Raw genomic sequence first — 17,516 nt, 5'->3', positions numbered from 1 at the left:
TTAACAGCTTAACGTATCCAAATAATGGTAAGCCTTTTTTAAATAAGCAATAAATCTTCTTGTTTCTTCTTCCCCCAAATGGTTGACCAATCCCCGAAAAAAACGATTTGCCGCTTCTTCAACCTGGCGGATAGCATGATTACTTTTCTCTGTTAAAAAGACCCGCACCATCCGGCGGTCACGCCTATCTGTTTTTCTTACAATTAAACCGCTTTCTTCCATTTCATTGATCAGTTGCGTCACGGTCGAAGAAGTGACGTGAAGCCGCCTGCCCAATTCCGAGACGCTGATTCCGGTATCCTGGGGACCGGAATGGACGGCCAATAGCAGGCGCATTTCACTCGGTTTCATCTCTCCGGAATAAAAAAAGGCATGCGGCTTCACTTTTCTTAATTGCCACAATGTATGCATCAACTCCTGCGACAAATCCTCCTGATCTGCCAAGGCTGCCGCTCCTTTCACATTTAATTTGTTTATTAATTAATTAATTAAGTAAACTAATTATAAAAACCGGCATTGCCCGTGTCAATGTACAAATTGTGTCGGACATTTTTAGAATGGCTCACGTTCAAGGTCTTTGTAGCCGATGATCACAAAATTTGCGGGATAGGCGAGAGCAGTAAAGGGTAGCCGGGCGGGGAGGACTGAAATGAATTTCAGCCTAAAAAAAGAAAAAGTCGTCCCGCCTTACAGCAGGATCCGGCTTATTTTACAAATTTTGACCGCCTATCCGGCATCTTTTTAATGAACTGGTTCGTGACTTCTGATGCCACAAGACCAATGGCGATCGCAACCGATAAAAGCAGCACTTTCGCGGCAAGCGATACCGCGCCGTTATAATCGTTTTGCACAAAATGCCGCATCGCATCATAAGCCAAACCGCCCGGCACAAGGGGAATAATCCCGCCGACCGTAAAAATCAGGATCGGCGTTTTATAAAGGCGGGCAAAAACCTGGCTGATGACCCCGACGAAAAAAGCCGCAATAAACGTGCCGTAAACCACGTTCAATTGGAACATATAAAACAAAAAATAAATCCCCCAGCCGATCATGCCGACAATCCCGCACTGGACAAGCGACTTTTTCGGTGCGTTAAAAATAATCCCAAATCCTGCCGAGGCAAAAAAGCTGGTCAACAATTGCTGGAACAACATACATCACCCTTTTAAAAAATCGTTAATATGATGGCAATGCCGGCGCCGATCGCAAAAGAGGTCAAAAATGCTTCAGCGCCTTTTGAGACGCCGGAGAATAAATGGCCCGCCATAAGGTCGCGCAGCGCGTTTGTGATGGCAAGCCCTGGTACAAGCGGCATGACCGAACCGATGATGATTTTATCCAATTCCCGGCCGATTCCGACCTGGACAAGGCCGTATGCCGTGATGCCGATTACGAGTGAAGCGACAAATTCCGCAAAAAACCGCACCTTTACGAAATGGTGCACATAAAGTGTGCTGAGGAAACCGAGCCCGCCAACAATACATGCCGGCAGAAAATCCGCCCAGCCGCCTAAAAATATGATCACAAAGCAGCCGCTCGCAATGGAAGCGGCAAGCAACTGCAGCCATAGAGGGTAGGCTTCTTCCTCTTTTTCAATTTTTTTTAACTGGTCATATGCTTCCCGGAGCGTGAGCGTGCGATTGCTGATCTTCCTTGAGATGCTGTTCACCTGGTCGACTTTCCTTAAGTCTGTTGACCTGTTGGAAATGCGGATCAGTTTTGTCAGTTCAGCGCCATCAAGCGAAAAAATAATGGCGGTCGGCGTGACAAAGCTGTGCGACCCGCTGATTCCGCAAGCGGCTGCGATTCTAGACATTGTATCCTCCACGCGGTAAGTTTCCGCTCCACCCATCAGCATAATTTTTCCAGCCAATAAACATACTTGCATCACTTGGTGAGCTTCTTCCTGGCTAAGTTTCATTTGTTTCTCCCCATGTTACATTTCTGCATTAATTAAACCACAGTTGGACCGGTAAATTCCAGTACAGCCCGCCATCATTAGGAAAGCCGGCCCCTTTATGCTGGGGACCGGCCCTCTCAATCTTAAAATTATTTAATTTCTAGCGTCCAGTTCAGCGGATCTTCCGTTTTCCCAAGCTGGATGCCGGTTAATGCATCGTAAAGCCGCTTGGCAATCGTATCCGGATCTTCCGCATTCGGGAGTTCCATTATAATGTCTTTCCAGCCGAGCTCGCCGACAGGGGAAATGACAGCGGCTGTCCCTGTTCCGAATACTTCTTCCAACTGGCCTTTTTGGTAAGCTTCATAAATTTCATCGATCGAAATCCGAACTTCTCTGACAGGAACATTCCAATATTGCAGCAGCTGGATGACCGAATCCCTTGTGACGCCGCCGAGGATGCTGCCGTTCAGCTTCGGCGTGACAACTTCCCCGTTGATTTTAAAGAAGATGTTCATGCTTCCGACTTCTTCAATATATTTTCTTTCAACGCCGTCCAGCCAAAGCACCTGGTCATAGCCCATCTGTTCCGCTTTTTCCTGCGCTTTCAGGCTTGCCGCATAGTTTCCGGCAGTCTTCGTAAAACCGACGCCTCCCGGAACGGCGCGGACATATTCGTCTTCAACGTAAATCCTGACAGGTTTCAATTGATCTCCGTAGTAGGACCCTACCGGAGAAAGAATGATCATTAGTTTATATTCATGTGCCGGATGCACGCCAAGGCTTGATTCCGTCGCAATGATAAACGGACGGATATAAAGCGAAGTCCCTTCTTCATTCGGGATCCAATCTTTTTCGAGTTCGACAAGCTGTTTAATCGCATCTAGTACAACATCTTCGTCTATTTGCGGGATGCTCAATCTCGCGCAAGACATATTCAGCCTGGCAACATTTTTTTCAGGCCTGAACAGCAGAACCCTTCCATCCTTTGCGCGGTAGGCTTTCAATCCTTCGAAAACAGCCTGGCCGTAATGCAGCACCATCGCCGAAGGTTCCAATACAAGCGGAGCGTAAGGTGTAATTCGTGGATGATGCCAGCCATCTTCATCATTATAGTCCATGACAAACATGTAATCCGTAAAGTGTTTGCCAAATCCCAATGATTCTACAGCCGGTTTTTCTTTTTTCACATCTGCTTTAATTAATTCGATAACCTGATTCAAACCGAAAGCATCCCTTTCCAATGTATAAAGTTATTATTTTCGATTTATTATAACAATTTTACCTCCGAATTACCAGAGGGTTAATTAAATTTTAAAAATTTTTTGATTAGCCGCTATCAGGATCAATGTCTGTACTAAATTTCTATTGCCGGTAACACGAAATTCCTTTTCCCCATACAAAAAAACCGCTCCATTAAAAGAGCGGTACGATTTTTTCAGTGGTTAAGCTTTCCTTGCCGAAGTTTCCAAATCCGGAATGGCGGGGGCTTTGATCAAATTGTACCAGTTTTTCAAAGCGGCAACCATAATGACAAGCCCGAGGATCAGCATAATGATGGACAATATGCCGTTCAGCACGTTGTACCCCGGTGCCGCATGGTTCAGGTAAACATTTTTTATCATCCAATAACCGGCATAGTTGACCGTGACATATAGATAAGCGAGCGGAATAAGGCAGGTCAACACATACCGCTTTTTGTCGGCAATTTTTAAAATCACCGTCGCCCCCACAATCAGTCCGATTGAAGCCATCAGCTGATTCGACACGCCGAACAGCGCCCAAACCGATCCGATGTCGCCGGAGTAGAGCAAATAACCCCACATGAAGCAGGCCAAAGCGCTTGTAAAAATGGTGCCCGGCTGCCAATCCGTCTTTTTCAGCGGTTTGTACAGCTCACCCAAAAAGTCCTGCAGCAAATAGCGCGCCACGCGGGTACCCGAGTCAATCGCCGTCAGGATAAACACCGCTTCAAACAAGATGACAAATTGATAGAAGAACGGCGCCAGGTTGCTGAACCAGTGGATCTTCGTGAAAATATATGTCATGCCGACAGCCAGCGTGACAGCGCCGCCTGTTCTGCCCGCCAAATCCATCCCGATTTCACTGCTCAAATGCGGGAGATTAACAACATGCATGCCGAGCGTCTTGAAGACTTCAGGCGTCGAGTTGATCGCGAAATAGTCGGCAGGCTGAAGGGCAGTCGCGGCCACCAGCGCCATCACCCCGACCAGGGACTCAACAAGCATGGCGCCGAATGCAACAGGCTTAATATCCGTCCATTTATCCAGCATTTTCGGTGTTGTCCCGGATCCGATAAAAGCGTGGAATCCCGAAATTGCGCCGCAAGCGATGGTAATTGAAATAAACGGCCAAACCGGACCTGTCATCGTCGGGCCGCCACCATGAATAAATTGCGACAGCGCGGGCATATGGATCGGCGGATTAATGATAAATACACCGATAATCAGGGCAACGAACACGCCGATTTTCATAAAACTGCTCAAATAATCGCGTGGGGCCAAAAGCAGCCATACCGGGAGCGCCGCAGCAAAAAATGCATAAGCAGGAAGAATAATAGCCAAAGTTTTCGCATCAAAGGTAAGCCACTCCCCAATGACGGAATGCTGGATCCACGGCCCGGAAAAAACGCCAGCCATAATCAGCAGGAAACCAATCGTGGAAGACAGTTTCAAATTGCCGGTTTTTTTGTACAGCAAACCGACCCCCATGGCAATCGGAATCGTAATGCCCACGGCAAACGTGCCCCATGGGTTATTTTGCAGCGCGTTCAAAACGACCATGGACAAACCCGCCATCGTAATTACGATAATAAACAGCATTGCAAGGCCCGTACAGAAGCCGGCAACCGGGCCCATTTCTTCTTTTGCCACCTCGGAAAGCGACTTCCCTTTCCGTCGCATCGAAGCAAACAGCACAACAGCGTCATGCACGGCACCTCCGATGACTGCACCGATCAACAGCCATAAAAGGCCCGGCAAATAGCCGAACTGTGCCGCCAAAATCGGGCCGACAAGCGGGCCAGCTGCCGCAATCGCCGCAAAATGGTGCCCGAACGTCACCCACTTGTTGGTCGGCACGTAGTCTTTCCCATCGTTGAATTCATGTGCTGGTGTCAGCGTATCATTATTCAGCTTTAAAACTTTTACTGCCATAAACGTGCCATATAAACGATAAGCAATGATTAAAATACAGATGGCGCCGATTACGATTGTAATCGCATTCATTTCCTTGAAGCCTCCTTTTATTCTCCTCATCGCTTATATTTTATAAGTTTATGACAGTGGATAAGTTGTTTTTTGTATAAAATGCAAGAATTTAAAGGTAGGAGGGAAAAAAAGCAGGATGAGCTGCAAGCTAAATCCGGATAAACTGCTTTAACACATGCTTGTATGTGCGGCTGACCGGGATCTTTGCCCCGTCCCGCATGATGAAATTATAAGTGGAATGGAACCATGGCCGGATTTCCACGATCGCATCCAGATTGACGAGATAGGCGCGGTGGACACGGACAATGGATGTAGATTGCAGTTTCTTTTCTACATTTACAAGCGGTTCTGTTACCGTATATTTTTCATTGTCGGTGGCAATCATCGTGCGACCTTCAACCGATTCTGCGTACAACAGTTTTTCAATCGGGATAATCACGATCCGTTCATCCACTGTAACGGCCAATTTGCCCGTATTTTTAGGCGGGGCGGAGCGGCCGTTCTCCAGCAATTTTTCCATCTTATCAACCGTTTGCGCCACCCTTTTCTCTTCAAAAGGTTTTAATATATAGTCCACTGCATTGAGTTCAAACGCTTTTACGGCATATTCATCGTATGCCGTTGCAAATACAATATACGGATGCCGCGGCCGCCGGTTGATTTCCTCAACCAGATCCATTCCATGTTCATTAGTCAGCATCATATCCACAAATAATACATCCGCTTCCGTTTCTTCAAGCTTCCGGAGCGCTTCTTTTACCGACTCCGCTTCCCCCGCTATTTCCACTTTTCCGGTTTTTTCCAGCAAATAAATCAGTTCATCCCTGGCCGGCAGCTCGTCGTCAACTACAAATGCTTTTAGCATATTCTTCCCCCCACATCTCATCAAGCGGTATGGAAATGGTCACTTTTGTCCCCGCATTCTCCCTGCTTTCAATGTGAAACATTGCCCCCCGGCCGTAAATTTCCTCCATCCTTTTCTTTATGTTCCATAGCGCTGTTCCCGTTCCATCGGATGAGTCAACTGCTACATTTCCGAGAGACCGCGCCAATTCCTCCGGGATCCCCTTACCGTTGTCTTCCGTAACCATGTAAAAATTCCCGTTTTTGACAAAAGCGCGGATCGCGACGGAAGGTTTTTGGGCACCCGGCCGGGAAAATGCATGGTGAATTGCATTCTCCACCAATGGCTGGAGAGTAAAGGGCGGCACCATCGCTGTTTTTAAAAACGGATCGATGTCAAAAACAACATCATACCGGCCCGGAAACCGCGCCTGCTCGATGGCTAGATACGCTTTCACATGCTCCAGCTCTTTTTCGAGCGGAATCAGCATTTTTCTTGACCCCTGCAAATTGCTACGGAAAAAAGCGGCGAGCTGGATAAGCAAAGCCCTTGCTTTATCGGTATCCGTCCGGACAAGGCAGGTAATGGTGTTGATCGCATTGAAAAAGAAATGCGGATGGACCTGGGCCTGGAGCGCCTTAATTTCCGCATCTTTTAACAACTTTCTCTGCAGTTCCGCCTCCGCCAGTTCAAGCTGGTTTGAAAAAAGCTTGCTTAAGCCCTCGGCAAGCTCCTGTTCAACCGAACTTAACTGTCCAGCTGTTTTAAAGTACAGCTTTAATGTGCCCACCACTTGCTCACGGACTAAAAGCGGCAGAACAATGGCCGCCTGGAGCGGACACCCTTCATGCGTGCACTGGATTTCCCGGTTCGATGTTGCAACCATGATTTTTCCCTGTTCAAGCACTTTTTCCGTCAATTTCGTCGACATGCTCTGCAGCGGAATATGGTGGTCAGACGCTGCCCCGACATGTGCCAGCACCTTCTCGCGGTCCGTAATCGCCACCGCATCGGCTGATGTACGTTTTAGGATGATCTCCGCCGCCTTTTTGCACGATTCGGTGTTCAGCCCCTTCCTGAAATGGGCAAGCGTTTCCTGGGCAATCTGCAGCGCCCTGTGCGTCTGCCACGCCCTTGTCCGCTCTTCTTCAAGCAAAATCGTTTGGATAATCAAAATGAAAACGAACGTCCCGAACCCGTTAATCGTAATCATCGGCACCGCAATCAACCGGACGAGTTCAAGCGCATCTTCGTACGGTTTTGCAACCGACAAAATAATTGCCATTTGCAGCATTTCCATCAGCATTCCGGCACAAACCGCCTGCAAAGCGGCATATTTTCCCCGCACATTGTACCGTTTGCCGAGCAGACCCATGAAAATGCCCGCAATGATGGTGGACAGGCTGCACGCAATATTTGTATAGCCGCCCAATGTTAACCGGTGGATGCCCGCGAAAACTCCTGCACCGATGCCGACAACAGGGCCGCCCATTAACCCGGCGATGCCGACGCCCATGATCCTCGTGTTGGCAATGGCGCTTTCGACCGACAAATGGCTATGCCCGAAAGCTTCCGAAATTTTTCCGTGTTCAATCACAATCCCGGTGTAATTGCTGATCATGCCGAAGATGCCAAAAATAAGGATAAGCACGAGCTTTTCTTTCCGCCCGTATTCCTGATGGATGATTTGCCGGAAAGTTTTTAGGCGTGACAACAAAAAAGCAGCAATGACAAGAATGCCGGCACGTTCCAGCATGATCGGCAAAAGCGCCGCCATAAAAGATTTCCCCCTTTTCATTTTTACTCCGCACATGTCGAAAACCCTTACTTCCATTATAAGAGATTCCTTGATTTTTAGAAAGTTGCAAATAGCAGAGTAAAATGGGAAGGGACTGTCCAAAAGTCGGTAGATTGACCAAAATGGGAAAAGCCCGGCTTTTCTATGCCGGGCTTTTCAGCGGATTAGTTTTGTTTATAGTCTTTTAAGTATGATACTGGTTTAACGACCGGTACGGCTGCACCTTTATAATGTTTTTTAATAAAATCTGTCACTTCTTTGGAATGGTAGATTTTTACGATTTCCTGCAAAGTTTTGTCGTTTTTATCTTTTGTACGGGCAGCAATGATATTAATGTATGCTTTATTGCTTGCATCTTCACGGAAGATAGAGTCATTTACCGGGCTCAAGCCTGCGTTGATCGCCATGTCGCAGTTGATGACGGCAGCTGCCGCATCATCCATGCCACGCGGCGTTTGGGCAGCGTCAACCGCAGTGATTTTCAAATGTTTCGGATTTGAAGCAATGTTTTCCAGGCCGCCTTTGCCTGTAAATCCTTTTTTCACCGTGATCAAACCGGCTTTTTGCAACAGCAATAATGCCCTGCCCAGGTTTGTCGGGTCTTTCGGAATGACGATTTGGTCTCCGTCTTTGATTTGGCTTACCTTTTTATATTTTTTCGAGTAAATGCCCATCGGCCAAATATTTGTTGTACCGATTGCAGAAAGCTTCAAGTTGCGCTGTTTAATAAAATCATCGAAATAAACAACCGTTTGGAATGCGTTAATGTCAATTTCCCCGTCGTTTAAAGCGAGGTTCGGCTGTACGTAATCATCAAAACGGACAATCTTAATATTGATGTTTTTCTTTTTCGCAAGTTTTTGGATCAATGTCCAAGTCGGCACTTCAGAAGTGGTTGTCCCCACTTTGATCGTCTTGGTGGTGGTGCTGCTACTTGAATTGTTCTTGGTTCCGCATCCTGCCAAAACAAGAATGAGGCCCAATAAAATAATGGCAAATTTTTTCATAGTGATAAATCCCCCTGAAAATATTTTTATTGAAAGGTGTAAACCTTATTCACAGTGGTCAATGCCATGCAAGCTTATTTTCTCCTAATCTTCCTGGATAAGAAATTCCCTAATGTCTGAACAAGCTGTACCAGGACGATCAGTGTAACAACCGTAATAATCATGACCCCTGTTTGGAACTGGTTGTAGCCGTACGTAATCGCCAAATCGCCGACCCCGCCAGCCCCGACAGCCCCTGCCATCGCGGATGCACCGATCAGTCCGATTGTCGCAATCGTTAAATTCAGGACAATGGATGCCAAAGCTTCCGGAAGCAAAAACCTCCAAATGATCTGCCAAGGCGTTGCCCCCATGGACTGGGCGAGTTCAATTGTGCCTTTATCGACCTCCAGGAGGGAGCTTTCAACAAGCCGCCCGATATAAAAAGCCGTATACAGGACAAGCGGGACGATTGCTGCCGTTGTTCCGATCGCCGTTCCGACAATAAGGCGGGTAAACGGGATGATCGCGACAACTAAAATGATAAAAGGAATAGATCTGAAAATATTGATAATGACGTTTAAAATATTGAAAATCCATTTATTTTCCAAAATCCCGTTTTCCCGGGTAATAACGAGAATGACGCCGACTGGAATCCCGATGATAATAGAAATGATTAAGGATACAATGACCATGTATAGTGTTTGGTTAATTGCCGTGAAAAATTCCGGCCAAAACCATGACCAATCAAATGCCATTTTGTTCCACCTCCCTGATGATCGCGTCATGTTCCCGAATGTACTGGATGGCACGCTCTATCTCTTCACGATCGCCTTTCAGCTCAACAAGCAGATTTCCGAAAGGAATGCCCTGGAGTTCGGTGATCATGCCGTGGAGCACATTCAAATCAACGGAAAAATGTTTCGCGGTATTTGACAAAAGCGGCACATTGGTGGATGCCCCTTTAAACAGAATCCGATAGATGCCGTGCGGGTTTTCCTTGCTGCTCTCATCAATCAGTTTTTGCACCGACTTCGGGATCGAGTCATTGAGAACCGTTTTGACGAAGCTTCTCGCAATCTGTGTTTTCGGTTCTGTAAAAATATCGATGACAGGACCCTGCTCGACAATTTTCCCACCATCCAGCACCGCTACTTTATCGCAAACATCGCGGATGACATTCATCTCATGCGTGATCATTAAAATGGTGATGCCGAGCTCGTCGCGGACTTTCCGCAAAAGATCGAGCACTGCTTCGGTTGTGTTCGGGTCAAGGGCCGACGTTGCTTCATCGCAGAGCAGGATGTCCGGATCGGTTGCCAATGCGCGCGCGATACCAACCCTTTGCTTTTGGCCGCCCGATAATTGTTCCGGATAATGGTTCATTCTGTCTTCCAAACCGACAAAAGATAATAACTCGGTCACTTTCGCTTTGATTTCTTCCTTCGGGCGGTGTTCAAGCACAAGCGGCATGGCCACGTTTTGGAAAATCGTCTTCGATTGGAGCAAGTTAAACTGCTGGAAAATCATCCCGATTTTTTTTCGCTGATTCCGCAGTTCTTTCGGTGAAAGGGCGAGAAGGTCAACCCCGTTAATCAGGACTTTTCCTGATGTCGGCCGTTCCAAAAGGTTCACGCATCTGATGAGCGTACTTTTTCCGGCACCGCTGTATCCGACTACGCCGAAAATTTCCCCTTTTTCAACGCGCAGGTTGATACCCTTTAAAGCCTCGACCTTTTTCTCCTTTCCTTTGCCATACACTTTATGAATATCATCTAATACCAGCATGTGAAAATCTCCTTTTGTAAGCTTCAGGCAAAAAAAAACCACTTTCATTCGAAAGAGGTTTGCCGTAAAAGTGACTTATCTTTCAGAATGAAACATTCTGCAGGAATTAGCACCTTTCAAAGCAGCTTTGAAGGTTGCTGGACGTCATTGGGCCTGTCCCTCAGTCTCTCTTGATAAGTTATTCATTTGTTATACTTTAAATATTAGTGGACGACTAGGGATTTGTCAATTCATATTTTATATTTTTTCTTTACATCATTTTTCCAAAAATCAAACGAGTTGAAATGAAGCCCGGTTCCCCCGCCATTCCACATGGATTTCATGTTCAAAGAAGCGGGAGAGCGATGTTTTTTCAATCATATCGGAAGTGTCCCCCTGTTGAAACACTTCCCCGCGCCTGAGCAGCAAAGTCTTTTGGAATACCGGCGAAATTTCCTCCGGATGGTGCGTTACGTAAATCAATGCCGGCCCGTTTGGATCACCAGCCAGCTCTTCAACGCTTTTCAGCAGGATTTCCCGGGCAAACAGATCCAGCCCGTTGCAAGGCTCGTCCAAAATCAGGATGCGCGGCTCCGCCATTAACGCGCGTGCAATCAGCAGTTTCTGCCTTTCCCCCTGCGAGCATTGTTCATACGGGCTGTCCGCAAGACCAACGCAATTTAATTTTTCCATCAGGTGGATGGCCTTGTCTTCGTCTTCTTTGGTAAATTCCTCATACAATCCAATTGAGGCATACTTCCCGCTGATGACGACATGGCGGGCAAGCTGGGTGCGCGGAATCCTTTCCTGAATCGACGAACTCACCCAGCCGATCGATTTTCTTAGCTCCGGCAGGCTTGTTTTTCCGAATGTCTGCCCGAGCACCCGGATGCTGCCGGTTGTCGGCCAGATATATCCGTTGATCATATTGAGCAAAGTCGTTTTTCCGGAACCGTTTAAACCAAGGACAGCCCAGTGTTCCCCTTTTTGGATGGTCCAGTTAATATCCGAAAGCAGTTTTTTGCCGTCCCGCATAAAACTTACCCCAGAAAGTTCAATGATGTTTTCCATCTTTGCCATCCCCTTTTTTTAATTTTCATTATAGTACTATTTCTTAAAATGAAAAGGGGCTACCCTTAAAGTCAATCATTGACTCTGGGGCGCCCTTTTTCATACAAGACAGCGTGGAAAACCCTTTTCATTTATTCATGCTGGCCAGAAAGTCTCCAAGCAGATCTTCCAGGTCCTCTTCTTTTTCCGGTTCTTCCGCGGCAGCCTGTTCCTGCACCGCCGTCCTCCAGTCGAAAGCATCGAGATCATCCTGTACCGTGCCGGGGGCAGCAGCGTTCGCTGTTTCCGTCTTATCCGGCGCCCCTATTTCCGGGAGGTCTTCCTGCAAATACAGGGCTTCGTCAATATTTGTCGATTTGCTTGCCAACGCGGCAAACAGCGACGTCACCCGTAGTGGATCCTGGATCAGCTGGTAGACGATGCTGCCCAACATCGCTTCCGAGTGTTCATGCTTGAGCCAGTCATGCTGGGCTTTCGACAGCTTCCGGGGAAGCGGGATCGTGATCGTTTCTTTTTCTTTTACCAGCGATTGGTTGATGCCTTGTACCACGTATTCGGCAATTTTTCTTGAAAAATTCCTTCTTTCTTTTTCTTTCAGCTTTTGGAGTTCCCTTAAAATATGGTCGGGTGTGTCCGAGGGGATCCGGAAAGCAATCGTCTGTCCCCTCTTCATCTCACTTTGTTTTTCCATGCCTTTTCACCTTATTTGGATTCGACAGGTTTCTTTCCTTTGTCTTCCGGTTTAATGTTTTTCCTCACATAATCCGAAATTAATTTGTAGTAGGCATTCGCCATCATCCAAATGCTTTCTTTTTCGTCTTCAAAGAAATCGATGTTGTACCCATCCAAATTGTTGTTTAACGTTTTTAAATAATCTTTAAGGACAACGGAACCGCCACCGACAAAATAGCAAATTTCCGTTTGCGAGTTTTTCTGCCAGACATTCCGGAGCAAGCGGTACTGTTTTTTGGCAAGGTCAAACAGGACGCGGTCGGTAATATCATGGACGCTTGTCCGGCTGCCTTTTACCATGATATGATTGCGGTCATGCTTTTTCGTGATAATGTCCACCACATCACGCCGGCTGTCCAATTCAACCCCGTATTTCACCCGGATTTCTTCGCGGATTTGCTCAAGCGCTTCCGAAACGCCGAGGTTAAATCCCTGCGCCCGGTCATCATCGACCGTCCTGTTTTTGATCACGGCAATATCTGTCGACAATCCGCCGATATCCTGGATTAAGATCCGTTTATCAATGAGATCCCGGTTGATAATATTTAAATCATTATCCATGACAAGGTTGATGAATGCCGCAAAACCTTCCGGGTAGACTTTTACTTCATCAAATTTAAGATTTACTTTTAATCCCTGGTACTTTGGCGTCACGAGAAACTCCACCTGATGGACAGATCCGAGCAGCTGCGACCGGTAGCCCGCATCTTTCCCTTCTTTCACTTCGCGGAGCGGCAGGCCTGTCCCGAGGGTATAACTGGCATCAATGACATTTTTGTTTTTTGTAAAAACTTTTGCATTTTCTTCCCTTACAGCATCAAGCGCCAGGCTTGTAAAGAGCATGACGAGCGTCTGGTCTTCTTCCGATTTGCTGCTGCCCGGGTCAAGTTCTGTTGCATTATCACTTTTTGTCGCAAGCTCCCCGACACGGTAAATTACATTATTTTCTTTCAAGGCAGGGGAGTGGACTTTCACATGGATGCCTTCGAGCGGATTTTTGTTGTCCAATTCCTCTATGCCGATCACCGGCCGGTCTTCAATATCTCTAGCAATTACGTTCGGAATATTGAGTTCATATTCCAGTTTTCCAAAAATCGCCTTTAAAGAATCGTTGCCCACATCAACCGCTGCAATCCGGGTCTTTCCCATTCATTTTTCCTCCCTTATAGCGCTTTCTTCTGTTACTTACTCTATAGAATATAAGAGTCTATGAAAATAATCAATAGTCTGAACTTTTTTAATAGAATTGTAAACATGTTTGCATTTTGTAAACTTTTCAAAAATCCAATCATACCGGGGTGTTTGCATGTTTGTAAACATGTTTGCATTTTTGCATGCAATTGTTTGCCTTTTCGTAAACATGCAAACAAAGCTTTTTTAAGTCTTTTTCCCGAAAAACATCCTATCTATAAAAAAGTCAAGATATTTCAGTACCTGTAGATTGACAGCGTTCTAATAAGGATTACAATGTTTCTAGTATTGAAGAGAAATACATGCCGGATGGCAACGGAACCCGGCGTATACATATAGAAAAATATCATTGATAAAAGGGGATAAAGCATTGGAAGAACAACAGCACTACAAGGACCAAACCTTGTTCCAAATTTCCTGGCCGCTTTTTATTGAACTTTCCCTGCATATGGGGATCGGGATCATTGCAACGCTCATGCTCAGCCACTATTCCGACAATGCCGCTGCCGGGGTGGGCGTTGCCAACCAGTTGTTAAATATGTTCATTCTCATCTTTAATGTGACGTCTATCGGCGCCGTCATTTTAATTGGCCAAAACCTAGGGGCCGGAAAAATCCGGGAAGCGCGCCAAGTGGCACACTCCGCATTCGGGTTGAATTTTTGGTTCGGGCTTGCCGTCGGGCTGATCGTCTTTTTCTTTGGCCGGAACCTTCTCGGGTTTTTTGATATCCACGGGAAGGTTTATGATTACGGCCTTACTTTTGTAAAAATATGCGGGGCATCACTGTTCCTGGAATCCATCTCCTTGGCATTGAGCGCCGTCTTGAGAAGCCACGGTTATACGAAGGAGTCCATGTTTGTGACGGTTTTGATGGATTTCATCAGCATTATCGGCAACATTTTGGCGATTTCGGGCATTTTCGGCCTTCCGGTAACCGGCGTGGCGGGCGTATCGTGGGCCATCGTCGTCGCGCGCGTATTTGCCGTTTCTGCGCTTCTATTTCTTGTGTACCACAGGTTGGAGCTCAAAATGGGGATCAAAGATATTGTCACTCTGAAGAAAGGGGATATCCGTGCACTGCTCGAGATCGGCGTCCCGTCTGCCGGCGAGAACTTTTCTTACCAATTTTCCCAGCTCGTTATTACAGGGTTCATAGCAGTGCTTGGCGATGCATCCCTTGCCGCTCGCGTCTATTTAACAAACATTTCCATGATCTGTTATTTATTTACGCTGGCGATCGCATCCGGCACACAGCTGCTTGTTGCCCGATACATCGGTGCGAAAGATTACGACCGGGCACTGCACCGCGGCATGAAAACATTAAAGCTCGCCATGGCGGCGTCGTTCCTCACATCACTGGCGATCGCGCTGGCCGGATCGCCTGTTATGCGCCTGTTTACGGAAAACGGAGACATCCTCGCCGTCAGCCTTCCAATCCTTTGGGCGATTGTCTTCACTGAACCGGGAAGGGCGATGAATATTGTATTAATGAGCTCGTTAAAATCGGCTGGCGATGTACGGTTCCCCGTTCTGATCGGGATTTTTTCGATGTGGCTGTTCGCTGTCGGCCTAAGTTATTTCCTCGGGGTGCATTTCGGCCTTGGGCTACTCGGCATTTGGATTGCCCAAGGAATCGATGAATGGTTCCGCGGCACATTTGCCACCCGCCGCTGGCTTTCAAAACCGTGGGAAAGATTATCCCTTCTCAGAGCTTGACCTTTTAATAGGCCGGGCTATTTTGTTAAAAAATGCCTGATTTCAAATTCCAGCGGCGAATATAAACCCGCATACGGAAAAAATTTGTTTATGTAAACCGAAACTTGTATCATAAAAGTAAGCAGAAACTTGTCAGTCTAAAGGTGGAAATACAATGAATATCCTCGTCACGTTAAATGAAAACTATCTTTCTCCCCTGAAAGTGTTATTAAATTCTCTTTTCCAAAACAACGAAAAAGAAGCATTTTCGATCTATTTGCTCCATTCCTCCATTCCGGAAGAGAAACTTTCGCCGCTGGATACCTACATCCAAGACAAAGGACACCATTTTTTTCCGATCCGGGTTGACCCCAATATGTTCAAAGATGCCCCGGTCCTCAGGCATTACACTTCAGAAATGTATTACCGGCTGGCCGCCCATTTATTTTTGCCAGAACATGTCGAAAGAATCCTCTATCTCGATCCGGATATCGTCTGTATTAATCCGATTGCTCCTTTTTACTATACAGACTTTGAAGGCCATTTCTTTATCGCATCCGAACATGAACATTCGGCGAAAAAAGCCCGGCTGATCAACAAGCTCCGCCTGCGAACACCGAATGCAAAAGGATACTTTAACACCGGTGTGCTGCTGATGAATATGGCCTTAATCCGGCAGCATGTGAAAATGGAAGAGATCTACGAGTTTATCGAGGAGAACAAGCTGAAACTGATCCTCCCCGACCAGGACGTATTCAACGCATTATTCTGGAACAAAATAAAACCTGTCGAAAGCTGCCGATATAACTATGATGCGCGTTTTTTTGAACTCTCCAAGTATTTCAGCAAGAAGCACGACTTAAACTGGATCAAAAACTATACGATTTTTATCCATTACTGCGGAAAAGACAAGCCGTGGCACCCGAATTACAAATATACGCTCGGAACCTTTTACCAAAAATACTGCGAATAAGCTGCCCGGCCTTTCCTGTTCTGGTAAAATATACACATAATTTATCCTTAGGAGGGATTGCCGTGAAAGAAGATCTGATTAAAAGATTTACTACATATGTAAAAGTTGATACCCAGTCCAACGAAGACAGTGAAACCTGCCCTTCCACGCCGGGGCAATGGACGCTCCTCCACATGCTTGCTGATGAATGTAAAGCCATCGGCATGGATGAAGTCACCCTTGATGAAAACGGTTATCTTTTTGCGACATTGCCAAGCAACACTGACAAAAAAGTCCCAACGATCGGATTTTTGGCCCATGTCGACACCACGACAGATTTTACCGGCAAAAATGTCAACCCACAAATTATTGAAAATTATGACGGAAAAGAAATTGTCCTCAACAAAAGTCTGCGTGTTGTCCTGTCCCCTGAAGAATATCCGAACTTAAAAAATTATATCGGGCAAACTTTGATTACGACGGACGGTACAACACTGCTCGGGGCCGACGATAAAGCCGGCGTGGCCGAGATCATGACGGCTATGGATTATTTGCTGCACCATCCGGAAATCAAACACGGAAAAATCAGGGTTGCTTTTACGCCGGATGAAGAAATCGGCAGGGGTCCGCATAAATTTAATGTCGGCGCTTTCGGGGCCGATTTTGCATACACAATGGACGGTGGCCCGCTCGGTGAACTGGAATACGAAACGTTTAATGCCGCTTCCGCCAAAATTACGATCCGCGGCAACAATATCCACCCGGGCAGCGCAAAAGGAAAAATGGTCCATTCGGCAAAAATCGCCATGGAACTGCACAGCTTGCTCCCAGAAGATGAAGTGCCGGAACGGACGGAAGGATACGAAGGGTTTTATCATCTCATCTCCATTCATGGCGATGTCGAAGAAACGAAAATGTATTACATTATCCGCGACCATGACCGGGAAAAGTTTGAAGCAAAGAAAGCCAATCTCCAGTCGATCGTGAACAGCTTAAAAGAAAAATACGGACAGGATAAAATTACCATTGAACTTGCCGACCAATATTATAACATGAAAGAAAAAATCGAACCGGTGAAGGAAATTGTCGATATTGCATATGACGCCATGAAGAGCCTCGGCATCGAGCCGAAAATTTCCCCTGTACGCGGCGGAACGGACGGCTCACAGCTGTCTTTCATGGGGCTGCCGACACCGAATATTTTTGCCGGCGGGGAAAACATGCACGGCAAATATGAATATGTTTCAGTTGAAACGATGGGAAAAGCCGTTCAGGTAATTGTTGAAATTGCCAAACGGTTTGAAGAAAGGGCCTAACGAAAAGGGGCTGTCCCAAAAGCCCCTTCTTAA

General features: G+C 46.6%; 16 protein-coding genes and 1 riboswitch. Of the genes, 3 read left to right on the top strand and 13 right to left on the bottom strand.

Going from position 1 to position 17,516, the window contains the following annotated elements:
• The 13 genes from GBH70_RS10275 to GBH70_RS10215 form a co-directional block, all read right to left on the bottom strand.
• On the bottom strand, positions 1-444 hold the full coding sequence (locus tag GBH70_RS10275; RefSeq protein ID WP_151680959.1) for a MarR family winged helix-turn-helix transcriptional regulator: 444 nt from the start codon (positions 442-444) through the stop codon (positions 1-3).
• A gap of 260 nt (positions 445-704) precedes the next feature.
• Positions 705-1,151, bottom strand: a complete 447-nt coding sequence (locus GBH70_RS10270; RefSeq protein ID WP_151680958.1) for a threonine/serine exporter family protein — start codon at positions 1,149-1,151, stop codon at positions 705-707.
• Positions 1,152-1,165: 14 nt separating this feature from the next.
• Complete coding sequence (locus tag GBH70_RS10265) at positions 1,166-1,921, bottom strand: threonine/serine exporter family protein (protein WP_151680957.1); 756 nt, start codon at positions 1,919-1,921, stop codon at positions 1,166-1,168.
• A 128-nt stretch (positions 1,922-2,049) separates the two neighbouring features.
• Complete coding sequence (locus GBH70_RS10260; RefSeq protein WP_151680956.1) at positions 2,050-3,123, bottom strand: branched-chain amino acid aminotransferase; 1,074 nt, start codon at positions 3,121-3,123, stop codon at positions 2,050-2,052.
• Positions 3,124-3,345: 222 nt separating this feature from the next.
• On the bottom strand, positions 3,346-5,148 hold the full coding sequence (gene cstA / locus GBH70_RS10255; protein ID WP_151680955.1) for a carbon starvation protein CstA: 1,803 nt from the start codon (positions 5,146-5,148) through the stop codon (positions 3,346-3,348).
• Positions 5,149-5,278: 130 nt separating this feature from the next.
• A complete protein-coding gene (locus GBH70_RS10250; protein WP_151680954.1) occupies positions 5,279-5,995 on the bottom strand; it encodes a LytR/AlgR family response regulator transcription factor in 717 nt (238 codons plus the stop codon).
• On the bottom strand, positions 5,973-7,751 hold the full coding sequence (locus GBH70_RS10245; RefSeq protein WP_151680990.1) for a sensor histidine kinase: 1,779 nt from the start codon (positions 7,749-7,751) through the stop codon (positions 5,973-5,975). The genes GBH70_RS10250 and GBH70_RS10245 overlap by 23 nt, the downstream gene beginning before the upstream one ends.
• Positions 7,752-7,936: 185 nt before the next feature.
• A complete protein-coding gene (locus GBH70_RS10240) occupies positions 7,937-8,779 on the bottom strand; it encodes a MetQ/NlpA family ABC transporter substrate-binding protein (protein WP_151680953.1) in 843 nt (280 codons plus the stop codon).
• A gap of 74 nt (positions 8,780-8,853) precedes the next feature.
• Positions 8,854-9,516: a methionine ABC transporter permease gene (locus tag GBH70_RS10235; protein WP_151680952.1), complete on the bottom strand. Its 663-nt coding sequence runs from the start codon at positions 9,514-9,516 to the stop codon at positions 8,854-8,856.
• A complete protein-coding gene (locus GBH70_RS10230; RefSeq protein WP_151680951.1) occupies positions 9,506-10,546 on the bottom strand; it encodes a methionine ABC transporter ATP-binding protein in 1,041 nt (346 codons plus the stop codon). Before GBH70_RS10230 ends, GBH70_RS10235 begins: the two co-directional genes overlap by 11 nt.
• A gap of 72 nt (positions 10,547-10,618) precedes the next feature.
• Positions 10,619-10,726: riboswitch (SAM riboswitch) on the bottom strand.
• A gap of 90 nt (positions 10,727-10,816) precedes the next feature.
• A complete protein-coding gene (locus GBH70_RS10225) occupies positions 10,817-11,596 on the bottom strand; it encodes an ABC transporter ATP-binding protein (RefSeq protein WP_151680950.1) in 780 nt (259 codons plus the stop codon).
• A 127-nt stretch (positions 11,597-11,723) separates the two neighbouring features.
• Positions 11,724-12,287 carry a hypothetical protein gene (locus GBH70_RS10220; protein ID WP_151680949.1) on the bottom strand — a complete coding sequence of 188 codons (564 nt, stop codon included), beginning with the start codon at positions 12,285-12,287 and terminating at the stop codon, positions 11,724-11,726.
• An 11-nt stretch (positions 12,288-12,298) separates the two neighbouring features.
• The gene (locus GBH70_RS10215; protein WP_151680948.1) at positions 12,299-13,477 is read right to left on the bottom strand and encodes a ParM/StbA family protein; all 1,179 of its coding nucleotides are present in this window, start codon (positions 13,475-13,477) and stop codon (positions 12,299-12,301) included.
• A gap of 412 nt (positions 13,478-13,889) precedes the next feature.
• Between GBH70_RS10215 and GBH70_RS10210 the strand changes: the two genes are divergently transcribed.
• From GBH70_RS10210 to pepT, 3 genes are all read left to right on the top strand, one after another.
• Positions 13,890-15,236 (top strand): MATE family efflux transporter, encoded by a 1,347-nt coding sequence (locus GBH70_RS10210; RefSeq protein WP_151680947.1) that lies wholly within the window; start codon positions 13,890-13,892, stop codon positions 15,234-15,236.
• A 154-nt stretch (positions 15,237-15,390) separates the two neighbouring features.
• The gene (locus GBH70_RS10205; protein WP_151680946.1) at positions 15,391-16,188 is read left to right on the top strand and encodes a glycosyltransferase family 8 protein; all 798 of its coding nucleotides are present in this window, start codon (positions 15,391-15,393) and stop codon (positions 16,186-16,188) included.
• 62 nt (positions 16,189-16,250) lie between these two features.
• Positions 16,251-17,483, top strand: coding sequence for a peptidase T (gene pepT / locus GBH70_RS10200; RefSeq protein ID WP_151680945.1), 1,233 nt, complete (start codon positions 16,251-16,253; stop codon positions 17,481-17,483).
• The last annotated feature ends 33 nt before the right edge of the window (positions 17,484-17,516 follow it).

The organism is Weizmannia acidilactici (assembly GCF_008974225.1).
GTDB lineage: Bacteria > Bacillota > Bacilli > Bacillales > Bacillaceae_C > Weizmannia > Weizmannia acidilactici.
Note: the sequence above shows the minus strand (reverse complement) of the source record. Positions and strands in the feature narration are given on the sequence as shown.